This is a genomic window from Sphingopyxis sp., from assembly GCF_035998965.1.
In the GTDB taxonomy this organism is placed as follows: domain Bacteria; phylum Pseudomonadota; class Alphaproteobacteria; order Sphingomonadales; family Sphingomonadaceae; genus Sphingopyxis.
In genome coordinates, this window is the sequence record NZ_DASYHE010000015.1 from 46,399 (window position 1) to 66,779 (window position 20,381).

Sequence of the window (20,381 nt, forward strand, 5' to 3'; positions counted from 1 at the left end):
TCGCCGTGCCAAACACGTTTTTCCGTTTATTTTTCGTTGCTTAGTACGAGTGGTCCATGGCTCGCCGCCGCGCTCGTCAAAAAACCGACAACGCCGCGCGGCGCGGACGCCAATCGCGCGGCAATCCGCGACTGGCACGCTTCCTGCAAAATGGCGGATGACCATTTTGGACCGAAGGAGATGGATCGTGTCCCAGCAGATCACTGCCCGCCTGGCGCTCGGCCTCGCCGCCTTTACCGCCGCCGCCAATCCCGCTGTGGCCCAGCAGGCCAATGAAGATTGGCAGACGATCGACGCGCTGACCGCCATGGTCGCCAGCGCCCTGGGCCGCACCGCTACCCCGGTCGATCGCCGCATCAAGCTGGCGCGCTGCCCCGAACAGGCATCGGTCGCCCCAATCGACGCCAACACGCTGGCAGTGCGCTGCGCCTCGCTCGGCTGGCGCCTGCGCGTGCCGATGACGATGCCAGCGGGCGCTGCCCCCGTAACCGCCGGCTACAGCCGCCCCGCGGCCAGCGCCCCGGTGATCCGCCGCGGCGACAATGTACGCGTCACCATCGACACCGAAAGCTTTTCGGTCAGCTATACCGCCGTCGCGACCGAAGATGGCAGGGTCGGCGAGACGATCGGCCTGCGCGGCAGCGACGCCAAATCACCGCTGAGCGCCACGGTGATCGGCCCCGGGCGCGCGCGGCTCAGCGACTGATTTACCCCACCTTACCCTGCCCACTGGCCCGGTGACTGTCGGCTTTCCGACGTCACCGGGCCTTTCTTTTGTCTTTTTTGCGGCAAGCTGACTTAATCGCCCCAATCTGCGTCCGTTAAAGCCTTCGTGAACCGCGCCGTCACTTTTCTGACGGCACGGGATGGAGGCCTTTATGTCAGGTGACAGCAGCAAGATCGGACCCGTCGGCGGCATTGCCCGCACGACCCCGCTGCGCAGCGCCACCAGCGAAACCGCCGCTCAACCGGCCCGGGCGGCGACGCAATTGCAAGCGGCCCCAGACAACCTGCCCGCCGCAAGGCTGATCCGCCTTGCAGGCAGCCTCGCGACCCAGGCACCCCCGGTCGATGTCGCACGCGTCGCATCGCTGCGCACCGCGATCGCAAACGGCAGCTATGGCGTCCATCCCGCGATCATTGCCAGCGCGATGATCGATTTCCACACCGGTGGGGTCGAATGATGCTCGAAGACGTCCAATCGCGGCTCGATACGCTGGTCGGTGCGCTCGACGGCCACGACGCCGGGGCGATCATTGCCGCCACCGAAGAGCTGGCGACCGCGGTCATCCTGTTTCGCGGCGCGGGCATCCCGCGCGGCAGCGAACAGCGCGCCGAACTGCTGATCGGCAAGACGCTGCGCCAGCTCGAAGCCGCGGCGATCCGCGTCAATGTCCTGAAGGACTGGACGCGTCAGCGGATTGACAGGAACCATGACATCCGTGGCACCCATCACCGCGGAGCCGCGTTAAGCTACTGATTGCCCAAGAGGTTTCTGCCGTTAACCGTAAATGGCACGATGATTGCTTTTGGTTTGCCGAGACAGCCCTGCTGCATCAGCGGAACCAGATTATGAATGCGATCAACAATCCTCAAACCGCGCGCCGCGTCGCCGCACCCGTCATGGATGCGATGCAGAACGCGTCGGCGCGAACCGGCGTCGATTTCGACTATCTGGTCGATGTCGCCCGCGTCGAGAGCGGCTATAATCCGACCGCCAAGGCATCGACCTCGTCGGCGCGCGGGCTGTACCAATTCACCAAGCAGACCTGGCTGGCGACGCTCGACCGCCACGGCGCCAACCATGGCATGGCTTGGGCAGCCGATGCGATCGGCCGCGATCCATCGGGGCGGCTGACCGTCACCGACCCGGCGCTGCGCCAACAGATTTTCGACCTGCGCGACGATCCCGCTGCGGCGTCAACGATGGCCGCGGCGCTGACCGGCGACAATCGCGACTATCTGGAAAGCCGGATCGGCCGCAGCGCCGAACCCGTAGACCTGTATCTCGCGCATTTCCTGGGCAGCGGCGGCGCCGCCAAATTCCTGACCGCGCTCGACGCCAATCCCGACCAGCCCGGAGCGCCGATGATGCCCGAGGCGGCGGCGGCCAACCGATCGGTCTTTTACGCCCCCGACGGCAGTATGCGCAGCCTGGCCGAGATCCGCGACCGCTTTCGCGTCAAGCTCGAAAACGGCGGCAAGATCGAAAATATGAAACCCTTCGCCCCCGCTGGCTGGCACGCTTCGGCGAGCAGTTCGAGCGGCCTGGCGGGCGGCGGGGGACGTCCCCCGCTGCAGATGATGGAAATCCAGCCGATGCCGCGCAAACTTTCGATGGGCTTTGCCGCCGATGCTTATCGGCGGCTCGCTTCGATGACGGGCGGCGAGGCATGACCGGCGGCCTGAATCTCGGTAACATCGGCCGGATGGCAGGCGCTTCGGCGCTCCCCGTCGGGATGCTGATCCTCGTCGGGCTGATGGTCATTCCGGTCACGCCGCTGATCCTCGACATCAGCTTTGTTGCCAATATCATGATCAGTCTTGCGATCCTGATGGTCGCGCTGTCGGCGGCCAAGCCGCTCGACTTTTCGTCTTTTCCAACCGTCTTGCTGCTCGCCACGCTGTTCCGCCTTGCGCTGAACGTCGCCTCGACCCGCGTCGTGCTGGTCCACGGACATGAAGGTACGGCGGCGGCGGGCCATGTCATCGAGGCCTTTGGCGAAGTGATGATCGGCGGCGATTATGTCGTCGGCCTGTTCGTCTTTTTCGTCCTGATGATCATCAACATGGTGGTGATCACCAAGGGCGCCGGGCGCGTGTCCGAAGTGTCGGCGCGCTTCACCCTCGACGCCCTGCCGGGCAAGCAGATGGCGATCGACGCCGATCTCAACGCCGGGCTGCTCAGCCCCGAAGAGGCCAAGGCGCGCCGCGTCGAAGTCGCGACCGAGGCCGATTTCTACGGCTCGATGGACGGCGCCTCGAAATTTGTGAAGGGCGATGCGATCGCCGGGCTGCTGATCCTGTTCGTCAACATTGTCGGCGGCCTGATCCTTGGCATCTTCAGCCACGGCCTCAGCTTTTCCGAAGCGGGCAGCACCTATGTCACACTCGCGATCGGCGACGCGCTGGTGGCGCAGATCCCCGCGCTGCTGCTGTCGATCGCTGCCGCGGCCATCGTCACCCGCGTCGCATCGCCGTTCAACCTGAGCGGTCAGATCAGCAGCCAGTTTGCGGCGCCGCCAGTCTGGATGGCGGTCGGCGGTATCCTGTTCATCCTGGGGATGGTCCCGGCGATGCCGCAGCTGCTCGTATTGCCCGCCGCCGCGCTGTCTTTTGCGATCGGCTGGCAGTTGCGCCGCACCGCGACCGCAATCGCCGATGCCCCCGAACCCGCTGCGCCTGCGCCCGACCCGTCGCTGATCGAATGGGCCGACGTCAGCGACGCCAGCGCCTGCCAGCTCGAAATCGGCTACGCGCTGGTCAGCCTGGTCGACGACCGCAAGGGTGCGCCGCTGATGACGCGGATCACCGGCATCCGCCGCCAATTGTCGAAAGAACTCGGCTTCGTCGTGCCGCCGGTGAAGGTCAGCGACGATCTGTCGCTGCCCGGCAACGTCTATCGCATCTCGGTCGCCGGGGTGATCGTCGGCGAGGACGAGGTGTTCCCCAATGAGATGCTGGCGCTCGATTCGGGCGACCTGGTCACCAAGGTGATCGGGCGGCCGTGCAAGGATCCGACCTTCGGCCTCGATGCGCTGTGGATACCCAAGGCGACGCAGAATGACGCGATCGCCGCGGGCTATACCGTCGTCGATCCGGCAACTGTCGTCGCCACCCACCTCAACAACAGCATCGTCGGCGCCGCGGCCGACCTGTTCGGGATCGACGATGCGCAGTCGCTGATCGACAATCTCAAGATCCATTATCCGCAGCTTGCGCAGAACCTCAGCCCGCAGGGCTATCCGTTGCCGCGCGTCGCCAGCCTGTGCAAGTCGCTGCTGGTCGAGCGCGTGCCGCTGCGCGATTTCCGCAAGATTGCCGAGGCGATGGTCGCGACCGCGGCGCAGCAGTTGGGCGAAGTCGACCTGGTCGAGGCGGTGCGCCAGCGCATCGGCGCACTGATCGTCCAGACAATCGTGCCGAGCCGGATGCCGCTGCCCGTCGTTACCTTCAGCCCCGAGATCGAAGTGCTGCTCAACCAGTCGGTGCGCGCCAATCCGGGGGCCGAATGGCCGTTCGAACATGGCATGGCGATGAAGATCATCGAACAGGTCGGACAGGCGGTCGAACCGCTGCTGCTCCAGACGCGCAGCTTTGCGCTGGTCGCCTCGCCGATCTGCCGTTCGGCGCTGTCGCGCTTGATCCGCGCCACATTCCCCGACGTCGCCGTGATTTCCTACCTCGAGATCCCGGCCAGCAAGCAGACCGAAATCGTTGCGACGATCGGCGCCGACGTACCGCGGCTTGCGACCGGGTCGGACGCCAACAGGGAGGACCAAGCGCATGAGAATTGAGCCCGCCGAGCAATTCGCCGCAGCGACGCCCCGCGCCCCGCGCGCGCGCGGTTACGGCGAAAGCGTCGAGGCGCTGGTCGATGAATATGCGCCGCTGGTCCGCAAGATCGCGTGGCAGGTATTTTCGCGGGTGTCGCGGACGAGCGAACTCGACGATCTGATCCAGACCGGGCTGATCGCGCTGATCGAAGCGAGCCAGAATTATGAAGAGCGCGGCTTTGCCTTTGCCACCTATGCGACGACGCGCATCCGCGGCGCGATGATCGACCAGCTGCGCCGCGAGGCCGATGTCGGTCGTTCGGCGATGGTCGCGACGAAACGCATCCAAGCGACGCGCGCGGCGCTGGAGCAACAGTTGATGCGCGCCCCCGCGGCGACCGAGATGGCAGCGGCGCTGGGTCTGTCAGCCGATGATTATTTCGCACTCGAACGCAGTGCGACGCATGGCCGATCGACCTCGCTCGACGAACTCACCGACATCGGCGCCTTCCTGCTCCCTGACGAGGGCATCGGCGCCGGGGATCAATGCGAACAGGCCGATCTGATGGGCGCGCTGCGCCAATGCGTCGGTTGTCTGTCGGATCGCGAGCAGATGGTGTTGCAGCTCTATTTCTTTGAGGAGCTCAATCTGCACGAGATCGGCCTGACCCTGGATGTCAGCGCAGCGCGGATCTGTCAGATCAAGCGTGAGGCGATGGCCAAGGTTGATCGCATGATGCGCCAGATGACCGAATGAGACGGGCCGAAAAAGTGACCGGGTGCGGTGTGCGACCCGTTCGGCATCGCACCCGGTCGAGGGAGGTCAGGCGGCAAGCGTCTGGTTGTTCTGCCCGACCACGCCGATCTTTTCGAAATAGGTTGCCATGCGATCGGTGCCGTCGGCTGTCAGTTGGACGATCGTGCGCCGCCGGTCGCGTTCGTCGATCGACCGCTGCGCCAGCCCGAGCCGTTCGAGAGCGCTGATCATCCGCAGCCCCGACGACAGCGGCACCCCGGCCCCCGTCGCCAGATCGCTGGCGCTGAGCGCACGGCCCTGGCTTTCGGCGAGCATCAGGTCGAGCATCATATCCCAGATCGGCCCCGCGAGTTCGGCGCTGCCAAAATGATTGCGGCGGATGCGCCGGATCTGGATGCTGAGCGACAGCTGGTTCAGCAGCGCCGCTTGCGGCGCCCCCTCGCTGGCCCCGTTGCGCGAGTGCGCGGGCGCCGACAATCCGCCGCCGCCGCGTCCGGCCAGCAGCTCGTGTATCGCGTCGATCCGCGATTTTAATTCGGCGACTTCTTGGCTCGAAAACTGCTGCATCCGCGAAAAACCTTTTGGGATGCCACAAGGATCAGGTTGGAACGTCGCGATTCCGGCTGGACGAACCCGCTGCATAAATGATCAGCAGCAGGATCGGATAGGATATATAAACCGACAGGAGCGAATAGGGTCGCGCCAATATCTCTGCGAACATGAACTTCTGGATGTGACCAAAAATGGCGATTAATTGCCATCCGGTGATCCAGTAAGGCCAGAAACTCTGCGTCTTCAGGGCGATAAACCAGAAGCTGAGCAGAACCAGCACGTCGATCACAAAGATATTCAGTTCAATATCGGTCCAGGTCGGAAACGGTGTCACAACGCTGGTGAGAACCGAAGCGATCAAGGCGGTATAGGCCGCCCACCGCTCGAACGGGCCGCCGCGTCTGATCGCGACGGCCACGGTGATGAGCAGTACCAGATAGTAGATCGCCACGGACCACATTGTGGCTGTTAACCCTTCCTGATGATTAAACGGCCTGCGCGAACGGGACCGCAGCGATGTCGGCACCCGCCTGATCGTTGCTGCCCTGATCGATCAGCTGTGCTTTGGCAGGCTTCACCCCGGCGCCGAACATGCGCGTTCCCAGACCAACTTCCTTTTGGGTCACGGTCAGCGCCAGGTGCGCGTCGGTGAGCAGCTGGCGGACTTCGCCGGCCGCTGCGAGCGCGTTGGCGACTTTGGACATCGCGGTCTGACCGACGATCGCCGACATATTCGTGTCGCGGCGCGCCGTGGGCAGGGTGGCGGCCAGCTGGGCGATACGGATCATCGCTTCGTCGATGGCGTCTTCGGCTTGGTGCAGATCGGCTGCGATTTTTTTGGCCGCCGAAACTCGTTCATTCAGCATGTTCTTTTTCCTTGAAAAAGAATGCCACCGGTTTCCCCCCCGTAGCATTCGGCTCGAACGTCAGGTCATCACCCGACCAAGTCCGACAAGGATCGAATAGAGCGCGGAGAAAGCCAAAATGGTCGCAAACGCAATCAAGATTGGCCAGATAATCCTTTCCATCAACCCATGCCGGTTGGCCGGCTGGGACGCGGTCGGAAACGGCAAACCGATGTCGAAAAGTCGCCGAAGCGAACTACGCCCCGTTCCGGCATCGGGGGCCGCGGGGGCGTCGGCTAGGTCGATCAATTGATATGTCAAAGGCTGATAAGGGGTAACATGATCGAAGACACCGTTAACTGCCAGGATGTGGGCGGCCTCTATCCGATTGGATGCATTGAGTTTTTTTAATGCCCGTCGAACCCGTTCGTCCACCGTATGCGGCGAAACATGCATCAACCGCGCAATTTGTTTGGAATTTTTGTGCTCATAAACGTGTCGCAACGTTTCAATCTGCGCGACAGACAACAGGCTGATGTAATTGTCGGGATCGCCGTGCACGGGATTTGAATAGAGCATCATGATTCGAAATCAAGTTTAGTGGCGGCGACACGCGGCCACGCTTTGCATGGCCAAAACGGAATCCAACCCCCCAAAAATGCTCGCTTCGCGGCGATTGCCGCCTTTCGCATTAACCCTGTTATGGGGCAAATTATTTTTTGGGCCGGATAAAAATATGACGTCCGAGCAAGCCGCCGATCAATTGCGCCGCTCGATCAAGCCGCGGGCGATCACCCGCGCCTGAATCTCTGCTGCACCTTCAAATATGTTGAGGATGCGCGCATCGCACAGGATGCGGCTGATCTCATATTCCAGCGCATAGCCGTTGCCGCCGTGGATTTGCAAACTGGCATCGGCGTTCGACCAGGCCGCACGCGCGGCGAGCAGTTTTGCCATCCCCGCCTCGATGTCGCAGCGCTTGCCGCTATCCTTGGCGCGCGCCGCGGCATGGCTCAGCTCGCGCGCGGTGATGAAATCGACCAGGCTCATCGCCAGCTTGTCGGCGACGCGCGGGAAATGGACGATCGGCTGGCCAAATTGCTTGCGGCTGAGCGCATAATCCAGTCCTAGCTCAAGTGCCCGCCGCGCCACCCCCACGGCGCGCGCTGCGGTCTGGATCCGCGCGCCCTCGAACGTGCGCATCAATTGCTTGAAGCCTTGTCCCTCTTCGCCGCCGAGCAGCGCGTCGGCGGGCGCCGCCATCGCGTCGAATTGCAGCGCATATTCGCGCATCCCGCGATAGCCGAGGACTTCGATCTCGCTGCCCGTCATGCCGTTGGCTGGAAACGGGTCGCTTTCCGTTCCGCGCGGCTTGGGAACGAGCAGTATCGACAGGCCGGCGTAACCCTTGGCATCGGGCAAAGTTCGCGCCAGCAGCGTCATCAGGTCCGACCGCGCGGCGTGGGTGATCCAGGTCTTCGCGCCGTCGATGATCCACGCTCCGTCCGCATCCCGCCGCGCGCGCGTCTGGAGCGAGCCGAGGTCCGATCCGACATCGGGTTCGGTAAACACCGCGGTCGGCAGCACCTCGCCGCTCGCGATCCGCGGCAGCCAGTGGGCTTTCTGCGCGTCGGTGCCGCCCATCGCGATCAGCTCGCCCGCGATCTCCGACCGCGTGCCGAGCGACCCGGCGCCGATCCAGCCGCGCGACAGTTCTTCGGTGACGATGCACATCACCAGCTTCGACAGGCCCAGTCCGCCGAACGCCTCGGGGATGCAGACGCCGAAGGTGCCGAGATCGGCCATCGCCTTTACCGTGGCGTCGGGAATCAGGGCATTGGCGAGGTGCCAGCCATGCGCGTGCGGTATAATCTCGGCGTCGGTGAAGCGCCGAAACTGGTCGCGAATCGCGTCGAGGTCAGCGTCGTGCAGCGTCTCGCTGGGCCAGTGGCCACCCGCGAGCGCCGCGGCAACATCGGCGCGCAGCGCGGCATGATCGGCGTCGAGCAGGTCGGCGCACGCCTCGGCGAGCGCCCGCGCCGCCGCGCCGGTGCCCAGGTCGGCGGGTCGGAACATCTCGTTCTGCCCCATCGGCAAGCCGCCGACGAGCTGGCCGATCCCCTCGGCAAAGGCGAGCGTCGCGACCTTGGCATCGAGCGGGTTCGCACCCTGCCCGGTCTCGATCCAGCCCTGTACCGCTTCGAGTGCCGCCACCGTCGTCGCCACCCACGCAAAGCCATGCGCGGCGCGCTGCTCGTGATCGACCGGTCGCTGCGTCAGTCGGTCAGCGAGCGCCGTTTCGGCGGCCACGCGATAGGCCTCGGCGGCCCCGAGCGCAGAACGAAGATCGGCCATGCTCAGGCGGCGCGCTCGAAGATCGCGGCGATGCCCTGCCCGCCGCCGATGCACATCGTCTCCAGCCCGTAGCGCCCGTCGCGGCGCACCAGCTCCCGCGTCAAATTCGCCAAAATCCGTCCGCCAGTCGCGCCGATCGGGTGGCCGAGCGAAATGCCCGAGCCGTTGACGTTGAGCGTGTCGAGGCGGCTGTCGTCCGCCGCCCAGCCCCAGCCCTTCAGGCACGCGAGCACCTGCGGCGCGAACGCTTCGTTCAATTCGACCAGGTCGATGTCACCCCAGCCGAGGCCGGTGCGCGCAAACAACCGTTCAACCGCCGGGACCGGGCCGATGCCCATCCGGCTGGGGTCGCAGCCGGCCGCCGCCCAGCTGTGGAACCAGGCAATCGGTTCGAGCCCCAGCTCCTCAAGCTTGTCCTCGGCCACAACCAGGCACGCCGCCGCGGCATCATTCTGCTGGCTGGCGTTGCCCGCGGTCACCACCGCGCCCGCAATAGTCTTCGCCTCGATCGCGCGCAGGGCGCCGAGCGATTCGAGCGTAGCGTCGGCGCGATAGCCTTCGTCATGGGCAAAGATCACCGGATCCCCCTTGCGCTGCGGCACCGCGACCGGGACCAGCTCGTCGTCGAACAGTCCCTTGGCCCATGCCGCCGCGGCGCGCTGATGGCTCTGCACCGCATAGGCATCGGCCGCCTCGCGCGTGATGCCATAATCTTTCGCCAGATTTTCGGCGGTCTCGATCATCCCGCTGATCACCCCGAAGCGCTCGATCGGCTGCGACATCAAGCGCCCGCGCGTCAGCCGGTCGTGGAGCGTCAGATTGCCGGCGCGCACGCCCTTGCGGACATCGATGCTGTAATGTTCGACGTTCGACATCGATTCGACGCCGCCCGCGACGACGACGTCCGACATCCCGGTCTGGACCATCATCGCGGCGTTGGCGATCGCCTGCAGTCCCGACCCGCAGCGGCGATCGAGCTGATAGCCCGGCACTTCGAGTGGCAATCCCGCGGCGAGCCAGGACCAGTGGCCGATGCTCGGCGCCTCGCCATTGCCATAACCTTGCGAAAACACGACATCGTCGACGCGCGCCGGGTCGATCTTTGTTCGCTCGACCAGCGCCTTGAGCACCACCGCGCCGAGCTGCCCGGCATCGAGGCTGGCAAGCGCGCCGCCGAATTTGCCGACGGCGGTACGGATTGGGGCAACGATGGCGGCGCGGCGCAGGGTCATGTCATTCTCCAACTTTGCTTGTCACATCAATTAGGCTCGCTGCTCCCCCGCGAAGGCGGGGGTCCATCATCCGATCGGTGCGGCCGTCGCGATCAGTCGCTGAGTGACGAGAGGGCCGGTGATGGGCCCCCGCCTTCGCGGGGGAACAGAAAAGAATTGGGAGCATCTTACACCACCCCAACGATACCGGCATCGATCAGTCGGGCAATCTCGCCCGACGGCAGCGACAGACGGTCCGCCAGAATTTCTTCGCTATGTTCGCCGTTGCGCGGGGCGGGGCGCGGCGGCTGGCGCGGGTCCTGCGGCAAGGTCGCAAAGGCGCCCGCGGCGGGATAGGCAAAGCCGCTGGGGTTGTCGGTCTGCCGGAAGATCGGGTTGTCGGCGACAAGCGCCGCATCCTGCACCGCGTCCAGCATCGTGCGATAGGGCGAGTGGACGATCCCGCCCGCGTCGAACGCGGCGGCGAGATCGGCATGGCTGCGGCTGGCGATGGCCGCCTCGAACAGCGGATAGAGCGCGTCGCGGTGGGTGAAGCGCAGCCCGTCGTCCTTCGCAAAGGACACGCCGCGCGCTGCCTCGACCGCAGCGATCGCTTCGCCGAGATCGAGCGCCGCGACCAGATTGGCCCATTGCCGCGGCGTCACGACAACGATCATCGTCCGCTGACCGTCGGCGGTGACAAAATCGCGCCCGAACAGGCCATAGACCGCATTGCCCAGCCGCGGGCGATTGGCGCCGCCGTACAGCACCTCGGCGACCCCGCCGAGATTGGCGACGGTACCGATCGCGACGTCGGACAGCGGAACCCGCACCTCGCCGCCCGCGCCCGTCGCGGTGCGCCGATGAATCGCGGCAAGCAGCGCAAAGGCGGCATAAGCGCCGCTGAGCAGATCCCATGCGGGCAGGACATGGTTGACGGGCTCGGGGCCGGTGCCGGTGAGCAGCGGATAACCGACGCTGTTGTTGACCGTATAGTCGAGCGCGGGCGAGCCGTCGGCCCAGCCCATGATGCGGACGGTGATCAGGTCGGCGCGTTCCGCGGCGAGCACCTCATGCGACAAGAAGCCGCCGACCGGAAAATTGGTGATGAACTGGCCCGTCGCGCGCACCAGCGCCTGCAACAGTTCGCGCCCCTCGGGCCGACTTAAATCAAGCGCGACCGACTTTTTGGCGCGGTTGAGATTTTCCCAGTAGAGCGAGTCATTGCCCGCAGTCACCGGCCAGCGGCGGAAATCGGGGCCGCCGCCGATCTGGTCGACGCGGATCACTTCTGCCCCCATTTGCGCGCAATAGAGCCCGGCGGTGGGCGAGGCGACGAAGGACGAGGCTTCGATCACTGACAGGCCGGTCAGCAGGTCGTACATCTGATGCTGATCCCCTCCCGTGCTTGGCCGAAACCGCCATGCCGGGGCATCTGGCGCACGCGGCGGCGCGAGTCAAACCGGTCGCTGCGCTCGCGGCGGGTATCGCGCCCTAGATAATCGGCAATTCGTTCGTCGACTTGATCTCCGACAGCGCCACCGTCGAGTTGATTTCCTGCACCCCGGGCAGCTTGCTCAATTTGTCGAAGAAAAACGCCTCATAGGCATCAATGTCTTTGGCGACGATGCGCAGCATGAAGTCCATATTGCCCATCAGCACATAAGCGCCGAGCACTTCCGGGAAGGCCGCGATCGCATCGCTGAACTCGTCGAGGTTGGCGCGGCCGTGGGCGTTGAGCTTGACCTGCGCAAAAATATGCGCGTGCAGCCCGACCTTGCGCCGATCGATCACCGCGACCCGCCCCTTGATATAGCCGTCGCGTTCGAGCCGGTCGATGCGCCGCCAGCAGGGCGACGGCGACAGCCCGACGCGCTCGGCAAGCTCGGCGGTGGTGAGGCTGGCGTCGCGCTGCAGCTCGCGAATGATATTTTTCTCGAATGGGTCCAGATTGGTCATTTCCACCTCGCTTAGTCATAATGGAAGAAATTTTGACCGGCTTAACGGCAAAATGCCGAAATATCGAGCAAGATTGACCTCTGACCCTCTGCAATAAGAGGCACAGAACAGGAGGCCCTCATGGTTATGCAATTTTCGGGTCGTTTGCCCGCCCTCGAAACCGTCCGGCTGGAGGACAAGAGCGCCGGGCTCGACGGCATCATCGTGGTTCATTCGACGACATTGGGGCCGGGCGCCGGCGGCTGCCGCCTGTGGGATTATCCCGACCGCGATCAGGCCTTTGCCGACGCCTTCCGGCTCGCCGAAGGGATGAGCTATAAGAATGCGATGGCAGGCCTGCCCTTTGGCGGCGCCAAGGCGGTACTGCGCCGACCCGACGGGCCGTTCGACCGCGCCGCGCTGTTCCGTGCCTTTGGCCGCGCGGTCGCGGCATTGGGCGGGCGCTATGTCACCGCCGAGGACGTCGGCACGAGCGTCGCCGACATGCACGAAGTCGCCAGCGAGACGCGCCATGTCGCCGGACTCGCCGCGGTCGGTGCGGCGGCGGGCGGCGATCCGTCGCCATGGACCGCTGAGGGTGTGTTCGGCGCGATCGAGGCGGGCGCCGCGTTCGCGCTCGGCTCGGATCTGAAAGGGCTGACCGTCGCGGTGCAGGGGACCGGCAATGTCGGGGCTGAACTCTGCCGCCGCCTCGCCGATGCCGGGGCGCGGCTGGTCATCGCCGATGTCGCACCGGGGCGCCGCGACCGGATTGCCACGATTCTGGGGGCGCGCGTCGTCGGCGCCGACGCAATTGCGTCGGTCGACGCCGACATCTTTGTCCCCTGTGCGCTCGGCGGCGTGCTCGACGAACCGACCGTCGCGGCGATGGAGGCGAAGCTGGTGTGCGGCGGCGCCAACAACCAGCTCGCGACGCCCGAAATCGCGGACATGCTGCGCAAGCGGGGCATCACCTATGTCCCAGACTATGTCGCCAACGCGGGCGGGATCATCAGCGTCTCGGCCGAATATCTCGGCGAAAGCGCCGCCAGTGTCGCGAGCCGTGTCGCCCAGATCGGCCCGCGCGTCACCGCGCTGCTGGAGGACGCCGCGCGCCGCAACCTGTCGCCCGCCGCGGTCGCCGATGAAACCGCCGAACGCCTGATCGGGGCGGCCGGACGGCTGGCGGCATGAGGCAGCGGTTCCGGATCGTCGCGGTTCCGGACCCGCAAACCCTGCCGCGCATCTTGGGCTTGTTTGCGCAGCGATCGCTGGTGCCGGCGACGATGTCGGCGCAGCGACATGGCGACCTGCTCCATATCGAAACCGCGCTGGACGATCTGGACGCACCCACCGCCGCGATCATCGCGGCAAAACTGTGCGAGAGCGTTCTGGTGGCCAGCGCCATTTGCTGGCCAACCGGGCAGGACAGCTGCGGTAGGGACGATCAGTCGGGATCGGGAACCGGGGATGCGATTAACGCCTGAGGAAATTGCAGCGTAAAGATGGCGCCGCCTTCAGGATGATTGGCGGCGGCCAGCCGGATGCCGAGTGCGTCGGAAAATCCTTTCGCAATGGCCAGTCCCAGACCGCTTCCGCCGTGGCGATCGCTTCCCTTGCCGCGCGCAAAAGTATCAAAGATCATTTGTTCCGCGCCCGGCACCAATCCTTCGCCCCGATCCCGGATGGTGAGCAAAACGGCATCGGGGGTGCGCCGACCGGCAATCGAGATCGGTCCTGCGTTGCCCCCGTGCTGGACGGCATTGGCCACCAGGTTGAGCAGGATATGGTGGAGCAGCCGCTCGTCCGTCTTGACGAACGGCAGGCTGGCCGGAACCTGAAAATCGATATGATGACCGCGGAGCACATCCTTGAGGTCGTGGACGACCCCGGCGACCGCGTCGGTCAGATCGACCGACGCCATGGTCAGGTTGATCCCGCCGGCATCGATTCGCACCAGTTCGATCAGATTGTCGAGAAAGCGGCGCAGGCGCGACAGTTCGGCGCGCGCTGTGGGCAGCGAGCGAGCGCCTGGATATTCAGCACCGATCGCTTCCAGCGCCGCGGTCACGCCGGTCAGCGGGGTGCGCAGGTCGTGGCCGATTGACGACAGCAGCGCGGCGCGCAGCCGGTCGCGTTCCTCCAGCACCGACAGGCTGCGCATCTCGTCCTCGAGATACAAGCGCTCGTGCGCCAGCGCCGCTTGCCCGATGAGCGTCGCGAGCAAGGTCGCCTTGTCGGCGGCGACCGGTGCGCTGTCATCGTCGCGCGCAATACCCAGTACGGCGAGGACGCCGAGGCTGGTCTTGAGCGGGTGGAATTGCCAGTCGGAGGCAAGCAGCGTGCCGGTGCCGCGCCCGGCGGGTTCGCCGCTGCTCCAGGCCCACTCGGCAGCGGCCTGATCGATCGGCGAGATGGTCGCCTCGCGCGGGCGCGCGACGATCGAGGTCAGAACGCCGTCGGTTTCCGCCAGCATGACACAGCGAACCCCGAGCAGCCGCGACACTTCGTCGCAAGTCGCCGCCGCGGTCGCCTCGCGGTCCGATGCGCGCGCGAGCATCTGTCCGAACGCCGCGAGCGACGCATTCTCCTCGGCGCTGCGCACCCCGATCCGGGCGCGTGTCCGCAGCCGTCCGGCGAGGTTGCTGGTCACTGCCGCTACCCCGGTCAGCACGAGCATCGTCAACACGCTTTGCGGATCGGCGATGGTGAAGGTGTGGACCGGGTCGAGGAAAAAGAAGTTGAAGGCGAGCGCAGCGACGATACTGGCGAACAGCCCGGGTCGCAGGCCATAAAGCGTTGCCGCGACGATCACCGGGATCAGATAAAGGAGATCGACGGCGCCGCGCCCGATCAGCGGTTCAGCAAATTTTGCAAGCAGCGTCGTCGCCGCGATCAGCACCAAGGCGCCTCCATAAGCGGTGGACTTGCCCCAGCCACGCAGCCAGCCTTTCCATCCGCCTGCGTTCGTCGCGGTCTCAGGCGACGGAATGACATGGACCGCCAGATCTTTGGACCCACGGATCAGCGTTTCGACCACCGAGCCGTGGCGCATTTCGAACCACCAGCTACGCTGCGAGCGGCCGATGATGAGCTGCGTCGCGCGCTGCGCCTCGATCTGTCCGCGCAGGCCGGCGATGACATTTTCCGACGGGATGGTCGCGATCGTCGCGCCGAGGGTCGCGGCGAGCGATAGCGCGGCGGCAATCCGGCGCTTGCTGTCCTCGTCAAAATTCTCGCTGCGGGGGGTTTCGATGTGGACCGCGGTCCATGGCGCGTTGAGCCCGTCGGCGAGCCGTTTGGCGGTGCGGACCAGCGCATCGGCACCCGGCTGCTCGCTGATCGCCACCAGGATACGCTCGCCCGCGGCATAAGTGCCCGCGACGCCGCTGGCATCCAAGTCGTGCAGCATCTGGCGATCGACGCTGAGCGCCGCGCGGCGCAGCGCCATTTCGCGCAGCGCCGACAGATTCGGTTTGGAGAAGAAATGACCGAGCGCGCGCGACGCTTCCTGCGGCACATAGACCTTACCGTCCTTCAGCCGGTCGATCAGCTCGTCGGGCGGCAGGTCGACGAGCTTGATCTCGGCTCCTTCGAACACGCTGTCGGGGACAGTTTCGCGCACCCGGACGCGCGTGAAGCTGGCGACAACGTCGTTGAGGCTTTCGACATGCTGGATGTTGAGCGTCGTATAGACATCGATCCCGGCGTCGAGCAGTTCGGCGACATCCTGCCAACGCTTGGGGTGGCGACTGCCCTCGACATTGGTATGGGCATATTCATCGACCAGCGCGAGTTCGGGGGCGCGGCGCAGCACCGCGTCAAGATCCATTTCGGTGAGCGTCTGTCCGCGATATTCTACCTCACGGCGCGCCACGATTTCCTGCCCCGTCAGCAACGCTTCGGTTTCCGCGCGGCCGTGCGTTTCGACCACCGCGACGACGACGTCGACGCCATCGCGCTTCAGCGCCGCGCCTTCTTGCAGCATCGCATAGGTTTTGCCGACCCCAGGTGCCGCGCCAAGAAATATCTTGAGCTGACCGCGATCCTCCCGCCGCGCCTGACGGAGCAGTGCCTCGGGCGAGGGGCGTTTTTCCGAAGAGGGCGGCGTCGGCATCGCCAAGACTTAGACGAACGCAATCGCCAACGCCAAGCGGCGGCCGCCGAACTTTATGGAAACTTTATGCGGATCGGCCAATTCGCCCGCGAAACTTTACGGCGAAGGGGTGTAGCGGCGCCCACATCCTGACCGGCTCCCTGCTGGAGTCCTCTCGCCGGAGAACATCCATGTCCGATATTTTGTGGCTCGGCCTGATCGCCCTGCTCTTTGCGGCAACGCTCGGTTACGCGCGTCTTTGCGACGGAGCATAGGCGATGAGCCTGTCGTTGATCCTGGCCGGTGGCACCGCCGCCGCCCTGCTCGTCTATCTGCTCGTCGCCTTGCTGCGGCCCGAGCGTTTCTGATCGGAACCTGACATGACCGTCGCCGGCTGGAGCCTGATCCTGTTATTCATTGCCGTCACCATCGCGCTCGCCAAGCCGATGGGATTGTGGCTGTTCGCCCTCTATGAAGGTCGCGCCACGCCGCTGCACCGCGTCTTCGGTCCCGTCGAGCGCCTTTTCTATCGCGTCGCGGGGATCGACCCCGATCAGGAGCAGGGGTGGCGGCGCTACGCGCTGCACATGCTGCTCTTCAACGTCGTGCTGCTGCTGTTCACTTATGCGATCCTGCGGCTCCAAGGCGTGCTGCCCGGCAATCCGCAAGATTTTGGGGCGGTCGGCGCCGACGGCGCGTTCAACACCGCGATCAGCTTTACCACCAACACCAACTGGCAATGGTATGCGGGCGAGACGACGCTGTCGAACCTGTCGCAGATGCTCGTCCTCACCATCCAGAATTTCCTCTCGGCGGCGACCGGCATTGCGATCGCCTTCGCGCTGTTTCGCGGATTTGCGCGGCGCGAGATGAAGACGATCGGCAATTTCTGGGCCGACATGACGCGCGTCACCCTCTATCTCCTGCTGCCGATCTGCATCGTCTATGCGATCTTCCTGATCGCGAGCGGAGTGCCGCAGACACTGGCGGGTTCGATCGACGCCACAACGCTCGAAGGCGTCAAGCAGACGATCGCGCTCGGCCCTGTCGCAAGCCAGGAAGCGATCAAGATGCTCGGCACCAATGGTGGCGGCTTCTTTAACGCCAACAGCGCGCATCCGTTCGAAAACCCGACCGCGCTGACCAATCTGGTCCAGATGCTGTCGATCTTTTCCATCGGCGTCGGCCTGACCTGGTGTTTCGGCAACGCGGTCGGCGACACGCGCCAAGGCTGGGCGATCCTTGCCGCCATGGGCGTGCTGTTCATCACCGGGGTTACCGTGACCTATTGGCAGGAAGCAGCGGGCAATCCCGCGCTGCATCAACTGGGCGTCGCGGGCGGCAATATGGAGGGCAAGGAGGTGCGCTTCGGCATCGCCGCGTCGGCTCTGTTCGCGGTCGTCACCACCGCCGCGTCATGCGGCGCGGTCAATGCGATGCACGACAGCTTCACCGCGCTGGGCGGGATGATCCCGCTGTTCAACATGCAATTGGGCGAAATCGTTGTCGGCGGCGTCGGCGCGGGCATCTATGGCTTCCTGCTGTTCGCCATTCTTGCGGTGTTCGTCGCCGGGCTGATGGTCGGGCGCACCCCCGAATATGTCGGCAAGAAGATCGAAGCGCGCGAGGTCAAGCTCGCGGTGCTCGCCATCGCGATCCTGCCGCTCGTCATCCTGGGCTTTACCGCGATCGCCAGCGTGCTGCCCGCGGGCCTCGCCGGTCCGCTCAACAAGGGACCGCACGGCTTTTCGGAAATCCTCTATGCCTTCACGTCGGGCGCCGGAAACAATGGGTCGGCCTTCGCCGGACTGACCGCGGGCACGCCCTTCTACAACGGGATGCTCGGCGTCGCGATGTGGCTCGGCCGTTTCTTCGTGATCATCCCGGCGCTCGCCATTGCCGGCAGCCTCGCCGCCAAACGGCATGTCCCCGCCACCAGCGGCTCCTTTCCTACCACCGGCGGGCTGTGGGTCGGGCTGCTTGTCGGGGTCATCCTGATCCTGGGCGGCCTCACCTTCCTGCCCAGCCTCGCGCTTGGTCCCATCGCCGATCACCTCGCGGTGACCAGCGGCCAGCTTTTCTGAGGAACATACAGCCATGAACGCTCCCACTTCGATGTTCAGCGCCGCGCTGGTCGTTCCCGCGATGCGTGATGCGGTGCGCAAGCTCGACCCGCGCCAGCTGATGCGCAATCCGGTCATGTTCGTCACCGCGGTCGTCGCGATGCTGCTGACCGTGCTGCTCGTCATTGGCGAACCCGGATTGCCGCTCGGCTTCGAAATCCAGTTGGTGATCTGGCTGTGGCTCACCGTCCTCTTCGGCACCTTTGCCGAGGCGCTCGCCGAGGGCCGCGGCCGGGCGCAGGCGGCGTCGCTGCGCGCGACAAAGGCCGAGCTCAAAGCCAAGCTGATGCTCGGGGTCGGTGACACCTATGAGATCGTCGCCGCCAGCCAGCTGGAGAAGGGCCAGATCGTGCTTGTCGAAACCGGCGACCTGATCCCCGCCGACGGCGAGGTGATCGAGGGCGTCGCATCGGTCAACGAAGCCGCGATCACCGGCGAAAGCGCGCCGGTGATCCGCGAGGCGGGCGGCGACCGCAGCGCGGTCACTGCCGGCACGCGGGTGATTTCGGATCGGATCAAGGTGCAGGTTACCGCCGAACCCGGCCAGGGCTTCCTCGAGCGCATGATCGCGCTGGTCGAAGGCGCCGAACGCCGCAAGACCCCGAACGAAATCGCGCTGACCATCCTGCTCGTGGGTCTCACCATCATCTTCCTGATCGCGGTGGCGACGATCCCGGGCTTTGCATCCTATGCGGGCGGTTCGGTGCCGGTGGTGCTGCTCGCCGCGCTGCTCATCACCCTGATCCCCACCACCATCGCGGCCTTGTTGTCGGCGATCGGCATCGCCGGCATGGACCGGCTGGTGCGTTTCAACGTGCTCGCCAAATCGGGGCGCGCGGTCGAAGCGGCGGGCGACGTCGATGTGCTGCTGCTCGACAAGACCGGCACGATCACCATCGGCGACCGTCAGGCGACCGAGTTTCGCGCCCTCGCCGGGGTCGAGATCGACCAGCTCGCCGAGGCGGCCTTGCTGTCGAGCCTGGCCGACGAAACACCCGAAGGCCGCTCGGTAGTCGCGCTGGCGCGCGAACGCTATGCGATCCGGGTCGAGACGCTGCCAGCGGGGTCGGAGGTTATCCCGTTCACCGCGCAGACCCGCCTGTCCGGGGTCGTTGTCGCCGGCGTCACGATCCAGAAGGGCGCGGTCGATTCGGTGCTCAAAGCGCATCCGCAGGGTGAGAATGCCGCAGTCGTCGAACTGCGCAAGATCACCGAAGACATCGCGCGTTCGGGCGGTACGCCGCTTGCGGTGGTGAAAGACGGGCAATTGCTTGGTGCCATCCACCTGAAAGACGTCGTCAAGGCAGGGGTGCGCGAGCGGTTTGGCGAGCTGCGCAAGATGGGCATTCGCACCGTGATGATCACCGGCGACAATCCGCTGACCGCCGCCGCGATCGCCGCCGAGGCCGGGGTCGACGATTTCCTCGCGCAGGCCACGCCCGAGGACAAGCTGGCGCTGATCCGCCGCGAACAGGCCGAAGGTCGCCTCGTCGCCATGTGCGGCGACGGTACCAACGACGCCCCCGCCCTCGCCCAGGCCGACGTCGGCGTTGCGATGAACACCGGGACGCAGGCAGCGCGCGAGGCGGGCAATATGGTCGATCTCGACAGCGATCCGACCAAGCTGATCGAGATCGTCGGGCTGGGCAAACAATTGCTGATGACGCGCGGCGCGCTGACGACCTTTTCGGTCGCCAACGATGTCGCGAAGTATTTCGCGATCATTCCGGCGATCTTTGTCGTGCTCTATCCGCAGCTTGGCGTGCTCAACGTGATGGGGCTGGCGACGCCCGAAAGCGCGGTGCTGTCGGCGATCATCTTCAACGCGCTGATCATCCCCTGCCTCGTCCCGCTTGCCTTGAAGGGCGTGCGCTATCGGCCACTGCCCGCGGGCCAGCTGCTCGGGCGCAATCTGTCGGTGTTCGGCCTCGGCGGCCTCGTCGCGCCCTTCGTCGGCATCAAGCTGATCGACCTCGCCGTGTCGGGCCTCCACCTCGCTTAAGGACCA

20 protein-coding genes are annotated in these 20,381 nt (G+C 65.3%); 11 read left to right on the forward strand and 9 right to left on the reverse strand.

Annotated features, from left to right (window positions below; all coding sequences use genetic code 11):
* Window positions 1-187 precede the first annotated feature (187 nt).
* The 6 genes from VGN68_RS02025 (at window position 188) to VGN68_RS02050 (ending at window position 5,253) form a co-directional block, all read left to right on the forward strand.
* Window positions 188-706 carry a flagella basal body P-ring formation protein FlgA gene (locus VGN68_RS02025; protein WP_327473422.1) on the forward strand — a complete coding sequence of 173 codons (519 nt, stop codon included), beginning with the start codon at window positions 188-190 and terminating at the stop codon, window positions 704-706.
* Between the two features lie 172 nt (window positions 707-878).
* A complete protein-coding gene (flgM, locus tag VGN68_RS02030; RefSeq protein WP_327473424.1) occupies window positions 879-1,184 on the forward strand; it encodes a flagellar biosynthesis anti-sigma factor FlgM in 306 nt (101 codons plus the stop codon).
* On the forward strand, window positions 1,181-1,480 hold the full coding sequence (locus tag VGN68_RS02035) for a hypothetical protein (RefSeq protein WP_327473426.1): 300 nt from the start codon (window positions 1,181-1,183) through the stop codon (window positions 1,478-1,480). Before flgM ends, VGN68_RS02035 begins: the two co-directional genes overlap by 4 nt.
* A gap of 92 nt (window positions 1,481-1,572) precedes the next feature.
* On the forward strand, window positions 1,573-2,397 hold the full coding sequence (locus VGN68_RS02040; RefSeq protein ID WP_327473428.1) for a transglycosylase SLT domain-containing protein: 825 nt from the start codon (window positions 1,573-1,575) through the stop codon (window positions 2,395-2,397).
* Window positions 2,394-4,517: a flagellar biosynthesis protein FlhA gene (gene flhA / locus VGN68_RS02045; RefSeq protein WP_327473430.1), complete on the forward strand. Its 2,124-nt coding sequence runs from the start codon at window positions 2,394-2,396 to the stop codon at window positions 4,515-4,517. Before VGN68_RS02040 ends, flhA begins: the two co-directional genes overlap by 4 nt.
* Window positions 4,507-5,253, forward strand: a complete 747-nt coding sequence (locus VGN68_RS02050) for a FliA/WhiG family RNA polymerase sigma factor (protein ID WP_327473432.1) — start codon at window positions 4,507-4,509, stop codon at window positions 5,251-5,253. The genes flhA and VGN68_RS02050 overlap by 11 nt, the downstream gene beginning before the upstream one ends.
* Window positions 5,254-5,319: 66 nt before the next feature.
* Here VGN68_RS02050 and VGN68_RS02055 read toward each other — a convergent pair whose 3' ends face one another.
* From VGN68_RS02055 to VGN68_RS02090, 8 genes are all read right to left on the reverse strand, one after another.
* Entirely contained in the window at window positions 5,320-5,820 is a 501-nt protein-coding gene (locus VGN68_RS02055; protein ID WP_327473434.1) for a MarR family winged helix-turn-helix transcriptional regulator, read from the reverse strand.
* 31 nt (window positions 5,821-5,851) lie between these two features.
* The gene (locus VGN68_RS02060; RefSeq protein ID WP_327473534.1) at window positions 5,852-6,265 is read right to left on the reverse strand and encodes a hypothetical protein; all 414 of its coding nucleotides are present in this window, start codon (window positions 6,263-6,265) and stop codon (window positions 5,852-5,854) included.
* A gap of 25 nt (window positions 6,266-6,290) precedes the next feature.
* Window positions 6,291-6,671, reverse strand: a complete 381-nt coding sequence (locus VGN68_RS02065) for a hypothetical protein (protein ID WP_327473436.1) — start codon at window positions 6,669-6,671, stop codon at window positions 6,291-6,293.
* 60 nt (window positions 6,672-6,731) lie between these two features.
* Window positions 6,732-7,232 (reverse strand): helix-turn-helix transcriptional regulator, encoded by a 501-nt coding sequence (locus VGN68_RS02070; protein WP_327473438.1) that lies wholly within the window; start codon window positions 7,230-7,232, stop codon window positions 6,732-6,734.
* Between the two features lie 177 nt (window positions 7,233-7,409).
* Window positions 7,410-9,005, reverse strand: a complete 1,596-nt coding sequence (locus VGN68_RS02075) for an acyl-CoA dehydrogenase family protein (RefSeq protein WP_327473440.1) — start codon at window positions 9,003-9,005, stop codon at window positions 7,410-7,412.
* A 2-nt stretch (window positions 9,006-9,007) separates the two neighbouring features.
* Window positions 9,008-10,237 (reverse strand): acetyl-CoA C-acetyltransferase, encoded by a 1,230-nt coding sequence (locus VGN68_RS02080; RefSeq protein ID WP_327473442.1) that lies wholly within the window; start codon window positions 10,235-10,237, stop codon window positions 9,008-9,010.
* A 167-nt stretch (window positions 10,238-10,404) separates the two neighbouring features.
* Window positions 10,405-11,601 carry a CoA transferase gene (locus tag VGN68_RS02085; protein WP_327473444.1) on the reverse strand — a complete coding sequence of 399 codons (1,197 nt, stop codon included), beginning with the start codon at window positions 11,599-11,601 and terminating at the stop codon, window positions 10,405-10,407.
* A 109-nt stretch (window positions 11,602-11,710) separates the two neighbouring features.
* Complete coding sequence (locus VGN68_RS02090) at window positions 11,711-12,175, reverse strand: Lrp/AsnC family transcriptional regulator (protein WP_327473447.1); 465 nt, start codon at window positions 12,173-12,175, stop codon at window positions 11,711-11,713.
* A gap of 120 nt (window positions 12,176-12,295) precedes the next feature.
* On the opposite strand from VGN68_RS02090, the gene VGN68_RS02095 reads away from it, so the two are divergent.
* Together VGN68_RS02095 and VGN68_RS02100 are read left to right on the forward strand one after the other, a co-directional pair.
* Window positions 12,296-13,348 carry a Leu/Phe/Val dehydrogenase gene (locus VGN68_RS02095; protein WP_327473449.1) on the forward strand — a complete coding sequence of 351 codons (1,053 nt, stop codon included), beginning with the start codon at window positions 12,296-12,298 and terminating at the stop codon, window positions 13,346-13,348.
* Window positions 13,345-13,641 (forward strand): hypothetical protein, encoded by a 297-nt coding sequence (locus VGN68_RS02100; protein WP_293701137.1) that lies wholly within the window; start codon window positions 13,345-13,347, stop codon window positions 13,639-13,641. Before VGN68_RS02095 ends, VGN68_RS02100 begins: the two co-directional genes overlap by 4 nt.
* On the opposite strand, the gene VGN68_RS02105 is transcribed toward VGN68_RS02100, so the two are convergent.
* Window positions 13,602-16,271 (reverse strand): sensor histidine kinase KdpD, encoded by a 2,670-nt coding sequence (locus VGN68_RS02105; RefSeq protein ID WP_327473451.1) that lies wholly within the window; start codon window positions 16,269-16,271, stop codon window positions 13,602-13,604. The genes VGN68_RS02100 and VGN68_RS02105 overlap by 40 nt on opposite strands.
* A 257-nt stretch (window positions 16,272-16,528) precedes the next feature.
* On the opposite strand from VGN68_RS02105, the gene kdpF reads away from it, so the two are divergent.
* Genes kdpF through kdpB form a run of 3 tightly spaced genes read left to right on the forward strand, consistent with a single transcriptional unit; the run spans window position 16,529 to window position 20,375 of the window.
* A complete protein-coding gene (gene kdpF / locus VGN68_RS02110; protein WP_327473453.1) occupies window positions 16,529-16,618 on the forward strand; it encodes a K(+)-transporting ATPase subunit F in 90 nt (29 codons plus the stop codon).
* Between the two features lie 12 nt (window positions 16,619-16,630).
* The gene (gene kdpA / locus VGN68_RS02115) at window positions 16,631-18,334 is read left to right on the forward strand and encodes a potassium-transporting ATPase subunit KdpA (RefSeq protein ID WP_327473455.1); all 1,704 of its coding nucleotides are present in this window, start codon (window positions 16,631-16,633) and stop codon (window positions 18,332-18,334) included.
* A 13-nt stretch (window positions 18,335-18,347) separates the two neighbouring features.
* Window positions 18,348-20,375 carry a potassium-transporting ATPase subunit KdpB gene (kdpB, locus tag VGN68_RS02120; protein WP_327473457.1) on the forward strand — a complete coding sequence of 676 codons (2,028 nt, stop codon included), beginning with the start codon at window positions 18,348-18,350 and terminating at the stop codon, window positions 20,373-20,375.
* Window positions 20,376-20,381: the final 6 nt, after the last annotated feature.

Bases quoted from the DNA above. Each gene is read 5' to 3' on its own strand.
- VGN68_RS02065 (WP_327473436.1), bottom strand. From the start codon at position 6,671: ATGCTGAATGAACGAGTTTCGGCGGCCAAAAAAATCGCAGCCGATCTG.
- flhA (WP_327473430.1), top strand. From the start codon at position 2,394: ATGACCGGCGGCCTGAATCTCGGTAACATCGGCCGGATGGCAGGCGCT.
- VGN68_RS02085 (WP_327473444.1), bottom strand. From the start codon at position 11,601: ATGTACGACCTGCTGACCGGCCTGTCAGTGATCGAAGCCTCGTCCTTC.
- VGN68_RS02080 (WP_327473442.1), bottom strand. From the start codon at position 10,237: ATGACCCTGCGCCGCGCCGCCATCGTTGCCCCAATCCGTACCGCCGTC.
- VGN68_RS02055 (WP_327473434.1), bottom strand. From the start codon at position 5,820: ATGCAGCAGTTTTCGAGCCAAGAAGTCGCCGAATTAAAATCGCGGATC.
- VGN68_RS02050 (WP_327473432.1), top strand. From the start codon at position 4,507: ATGAGAATTGAGCCCGCCGAGCAATTCGCCGCAGCGACGCCCCGCGCC.
- VGN68_RS02060 (WP_327473534.1), bottom strand. From the start codon at position 6,265: ATGTGGTCCGTGGCGATCTACTATCTGGTACTGCTCATCACCGTGGCC.
- VGN68_RS02105 (WP_327473451.1), bottom strand. From the start codon at position 16,271: ATGCCGACGCCGCCCTCTTCGGAAAAACGCCCCTCGCCCGAGGCACTG.
- VGN68_RS02035 (WP_327473426.1), top strand. From the start codon at position 1,181: ATGATGCTCGAAGACGTCCAATCGCGGCTCGATACGCTGGTCGGTGCG.
- kdpB (WP_327473457.1), top strand. From the start codon at position 18,348: ATGAACGCTCCCACTTCGATGTTCAGCGCCGCGCTGGTCGTTCCCGCG.
- VGN68_RS02095 (WP_327473449.1), top strand. From the start codon at position 12,296: ATGGTTATGCAATTTTCGGGTCGTTTGCCCGCCCTCGAAACCGTCCGG.
- kdpF (WP_327473453.1), top strand. From the start codon at position 16,529: ATGAGCCTGTCGTTGATCCTGGCCGGTGGCACCGCCGCCGCCCTGCTC.
- kdpA (WP_327473455.1), top strand. From the start codon at position 16,631: ATGACCGTCGCCGGCTGGAGCCTGATCCTGTTATTCATTGCCGTCACC.
- VGN68_RS02090 (WP_327473447.1), bottom strand. From the start codon at position 12,175: ATGACCAATCTGGACCCATTCGAGAAAAATATCATTCGCGAGCTGCAG.
- VGN68_RS02075 (WP_327473440.1), bottom strand. From the start codon at position 9,005: ATGGCCGATCTTCGTTCTGCGCTCGGGGCCGCCGAGGCCTATCGCGTG.
- flgM (WP_327473424.1), top strand. From the start codon at position 879: ATGTCAGGTGACAGCAGCAAGATCGGACCCGTCGGCGGCATTGCCCGC.
- VGN68_RS02040 (WP_327473428.1), top strand. From the start codon at position 1,573: ATGAATGCGATCAACAATCCTCAAACCGCGCGCCGCGTCGCCGCACCC.
- VGN68_RS02070 (WP_327473438.1), bottom strand. From the start codon at position 7,232: ATGATGCTCTATTCAAATCCCGTGCACGGCGATCCCGACAATTACATC.
- VGN68_RS02100 (WP_293701137.1), top strand. From the start codon at position 13,345: ATGAGGCAGCGGTTCCGGATCGTCGCGGTTCCGGACCCGCAAACCCTG.